This is a genomic window from Salmonella sp. SAL4457 (genome assembly GCF_046548235.1).
Lineage (GTDB): Bacteria > Pseudomonadota > Gammaproteobacteria > Enterobacterales > Enterobacteriaceae > Salmonella > Salmonella enterica.
The window spans coordinates 1-274 of record NZ_JBGDZO010000445.1; the positions used below are offsets into that span (position 1 = coordinate 1).

Here is a 274-nt window from a genome sequence, read left to right on the forward strand (position 1 = left end):
ATCCTATACAAGATTATGTCAATGTGGATGTTCACTTAGATCCAGACTGGGAACAGCTCCCTGAAGTATGTATCAAGGAGCTTCACACTGGAAGAGTCACTCGTCAGAACCCTCAAGGACTGAACCCTGTTGAACGCAATCAGCAGAGAGGCTTACAGGGTGTTGTAGAACCTTGGACCATAGAGGCAGACCAGATGGCCAGAGCTACAGCTAAACCAGCTACATCTTCCCCAACTGTTAGTAATACACTAGCTCAGGATGATGCATCCATGAT

Annotated in this window: 1 protein-coding gene; it reads left to right on the top strand. The window is 46.7% G+C overall.

Going from position 1 to position 274, the window contains the following annotated elements; all coding sequences use genetic code 11:
* Positions 1 to 274: hypothetical protein (locus tag ACLJNW_RS24995; protein ID WP_410961327.1), on the top strand; the 274-nt coding region annotated here is incomplete at both ends.